Origin of the sequence: Streptacidiphilus carbonis (genome assembly GCF_000787775.1) — a bacterium.
GTDB classification, from domain to species: domain Bacteria; phylum Actinomycetota; class Actinomycetes; order Streptomycetales; family Streptomycetaceae; genus Streptacidiphilus; species Streptacidiphilus carbonis.
In genome coordinates, this window is record NZ_BBPM01000127.1 from 1 (window position 1) to 3,950 (window position 3,950).

3 protein-coding genes are annotated in these 3,950 nt (G+C 69.5%); all 3 read right to left on the reverse strand.

The window, feature by feature from the left end:
- Positions 1–420: 420 nt before the first annotated feature.
- Positions 421–1,689: a tyrosine--tRNA ligase gene (gene tyrS, locus TR46_RS37455; RefSeq protein WP_042411751.1), complete on the reverse strand. Its 1,269-nt coding sequence runs from the start codon at positions 1,687–1,689 to the stop codon at positions 421–423.
- 56 nt (positions 1,690–1,745) lie between these two features.
- Positions 1,746–3,251 (reverse strand): APC family permease, encoded by a 1,506-nt coding sequence (locus TR46_RS37460; protein WP_084719273.1) that lies wholly within the window; start codon positions 3,249–3,251, stop codon positions 1,746–1,748.
- A 121-nt stretch (positions 3,252–3,372) separates the two neighbouring features.
- On the reverse strand, positions 3,373–3,950 hold a 578-nt coding region (locus TR46_RS38740), incomplete at its 5' end, for an amidohydrolase family protein (RefSeq protein WP_152626940.1).

Here is a 3,950-nt window from a genome sequence, read left to right on the forward strand (position 1 = left end):
GGCGGCTTTCACACCGACCCTCCGGGCGCTTCGTTCTGTTCTCAGCCTAGCAGATGCATTTCGTCCGGGCGAACCGTCCGAAATTCATTTCTGCACCCTGCCGAGAGGGGCTGTCGCTTGGCGACCGCCGTTACGTTACCGCATTTTCCGGATTCCCGGAAATCGCGGCTGCTAATTCGCACGACAAAACGAACCAGTCCGAATCCGACGCAGGCGTCGACTCGAACAGTTCAGATTCGAAGTGGCGGATGAGCTTGGCAACTTTGGTCACGTGAGGGCTGGTGCGGCGAGGCGAAGCCCCGTACGACGTACCGGCCCGAATCAGGCGACTCGGTCAACATTAGACGACCTCGCGCGCAACGTCAAACATCGATGGTGAAGATCTTTTGGGATCTTCACCATCGATGTCATAGGTGCAGGTCAGGCCGTGGGCACGAGCTCCACGGCGGCCAGGTTGCGCTTGCCGCGGCGGAGCAGGAGCCAGCGGCCGTGCAGCAGGTCGGCCTCGGTGGGGACGGCCTCCTCGTCGGTCACCTTGGCATTGTTGAGGTAGGCGCCGCCCTCCTTGATGGCGCGGCGGGCGGCGGACTTGCTGGGGACCAGGCCGGTGGCGGCCAAGAGGTCGACGACGCCGGCGAATTCACCCACCTGGGCCTGCGGCAGCTCCGCGACTGCGGCTGCGAGGGTGGCGGCGTCCAGGTCGGCGAGGTCGCCCTGGCCGAAGAGGGCCTTGGAGGCGGCGATCGCCCGGTCGACCTGCTCCTGACCGTGCACCAGTGCGGTGACGTCCTCCGCCAGTGCGCGCTGGGCGGCGCGGGCCGCCGGCTTCTCGACGGTCTGCCGTTCCAGCTCCTCGATCTCCTCCTTCGAGCGGAAGGTGAAGATACGGAGGAAGTTGGCGACGTCGCGGTCCTCCGCGTTCAGCCAGAACTGGTAGAAGGCGTACGGAGAGGTCATCTCCGCGTCGAGCCAGATGGCGCCGCCCTCGGTCTTGCCGAACTTGGTGCCGTCCGCCTTGGTGATCAGCGGGGTGCCGAGGGCGTGGACGGACTTGCCCTCGGCCTTGCGGATCAGTTCGGTGCCGGCGGTGAGGTTGCCCCACTGGTCGCTGCCGCCGGTCTGCAGGGTGCAGCCGTAGCGGCGGTTCAGCTCCAGGTAGTCCATGCCCTGGAGGACCTGGTAGCTGAACTCGGTGTAGCTGATGCCTGCGTCGGAGTTGAGCCGTCGGGCCACGGCCTCCTTGGCGATCATGGTGTTGACCCGGAAGTACTTGCCGATGTCCCGGAGCAGGCTGATCGCCGACATCCCGGAGGTCCAGTCCAGGTTGTTGACCATCCGGGCCGCGTGCGGTCCCTCGAAGTCGAGGAAGCGCTCGACCTGGCCCCGGAGCCGGAGCACCCAGGCGGCGACCGTCTCCGGGTCGTTGAGAGTGCGCTCGGAGGTGGGGCGGGGGTCGCCGATGAGCCCGGTCGCACCGCCGACCAGGGGCAGCGGGAGGTTCCCCGCGTTCTGGATGTGGCGCATGGTGATCAGCTGCACCAGGTTGCCGATGTGCAGGCTGGGCGCCGTCGGGTCGAAGCCGCAATAGAACGTGACCGGACCGTCCGCGAATGCCTTGCGCAGTGCGTCCTCGTCGGTGGAAAGGGCGATCAGCCCGCGCCACTTCAGCTCGTCGACGATGTCCGTCACGGTGTCGCTTCTCCTTTGGTCCGGTGCCGCTGGCGGTCCGCACAGCCTGACCGAGCCTACGCGGTTCCCGCCACTCGATTCCTCTCGGCTTCGGCCTGCAGCTGGTCGGATTCGGTCAGGCGTTCGCCGAGTCGCCGGGCGGTGGTGGGTGCCGCGAGGACCGCGATGACGGCGGCGGCCAGCCAGCCGCCGGCGACGATGGGGAACCAGTGGCCCGGTCCTGTGGAGGGATAGGGCACCACATTGCGGTAGAGGGTGTAGCCGAGCAGCGCCAGGGCGGCGAGCGGGATGACGATCTGCCACATCGGCACCGGCATCCGGCGCTGGACGAAGATCAGCCGGATCGCGCCGATGGTGGTCAGGGCATAGGCGACCAGCAGGATCAGGGTGCCGATGGTCCCGCCCCAGACGAAGGTGTCCTCCGGAACGGCGGAGAAGGCGACGATGCACAGGCCCAGGACCAGCGCCATCGTCGCGCTGACGACGACGGCGGCGCGGGCCGGGGTGCCGTAGCGGGAGACATGGCCCAGGCCGCGTTCGCCGAAGCCGTCCCTGCTCATCGCGAAGAGCAGCCGGGCCGAGCCGACGGTGCAGGCGAGGCAGCAGCCGAAGGCGCTGACGGTGGCGCCGAGGGTGATCAGGTTGCCGACCCAGGAGCTGAGGTAGGTCCCGCCGAGGTCGCCGAGTAGGGAGGACGAGGAGCCGAAGGCGGCCACGCCGGTCTTGCCGGCGCCGAAGCCCATCATCTCGACGGCGGTCACCACGACGAAGAAGGCGCCGCCGAAGAGGGTGGTGCCGAGGATCGCCCTGGGGATGTCGCGGCGGGGATTGAGCGATTCCTCGCCGAGGGTCGAGGCTGCCTCGAAGCCGGCGAAGGAGAGGAAGCCGAAGACCACGCCGAGGAACAGGGCGGACGGGGCGGTGCCCGGCGGAACCGAGAAGACGGACATGGTGAAGCCGTGCCCGGCCGGGGCGTTGCCGACGATCAGGCGGATCAGCACCACGGCGGTGACGATCAGGATCAGCGCCACGGTCGCGCCCTCGACGGTGAGCAGCACGTTGGTGCCGCGGCGCACCGAGGCGACGGTCAGCCAGCAGGCGAGCAGCAGGACCACGGCGGTGAGGATGTACGGGGCGTCCACCGGCGGGTTGGACCAGGCGCCGATGCGCTGCAGGAAGGAGATGCCGAAGATACCCACCACGGAGGACGTGGTCACGCCGTAGAAGAGGTAGGTGCCGACCAGTCCCCAGCCGGCGACCACGCCGCTGCGGGGGCCGAGGGTGGCGCCGACGAACGCGTACACCGAGCCGGCGTGCTGGTAGTACTGGCAGAGCCGGACGAAGACGTAGGCCACCAGCAGCACGCCGACGGCGGCGATCAGGAAGGCCAGGGGGACGGCGCGTCCCACGCTGGGCTCGGCGGCCTGGGGGTTGATGTTGACGGCCATGCTGGGCGCCATCAGCGCCATGGAGAGTCCGACGGCCTGCCAGACGTTAAGGCTGGGACGCAGTCCCCGGTGTTCGGGGCGGTCGGTGGGGGTGGTGAGAGTGGAGTCGGACATGTCAGGTCCTTCCGCCGGGAGTGGCGCGGCGCGGCGCGGCTGTGGTCCGCGGGCCGGCTGCTCGGTACGCCGGGTGCTCGGTACGTAGTGTGCTCGTGGCTTGTTACCGGCGTAAGAGGGCCTACTTGTAGAGCCGGAGGGCGTTGCCGGCACCGATGAGGTCCGCGACGCGGGACGCCTCGGCGGGGCGGAGGCCGGCGTCCTCGGACCAGTGGGTCATCGCTTCGCGGAAGGCGGTGGCGCCGACGAGGTGGAGCTCGGGGAGGCCGTAGGCGTCGGTGGAGAAGAGCACCTTGCCGAAGGGGCACAGCTCAAGGGTCTCGGCGAGCAGGCGGGGGGCGGCCGGGCCGGTGTAGGAGAGGGTCAGCCCGACGTCGCAGTAGACGTGCGGGAAGGCCTGGGCGAGCCAGGCGGCCTGGCGGTGGTACGGGTAGCAGTGCAACAGCACCAGCGGGGTGCCGTGCGGCTCGACGGCCCTGATGAAGTCGGTGAGGAGGGACGGGTCGGCCCGATGCAGCGTCAGGTCCGGGTCCCCGAAGCCGGTGTGGATCTGGATGGGGAGGCCGAGGTCGACGGCGGTCCAGAGGAGGTGGCGCAGCAGGGTGGGGCTGGTGATGCGGGGGTTGCCGCTGCGGGCGGCTTCGGCGAGGTGCTCGCCGGCGGCGTGGGCGACTTCGGCGGGGGCGGGGCGGGCCGGGG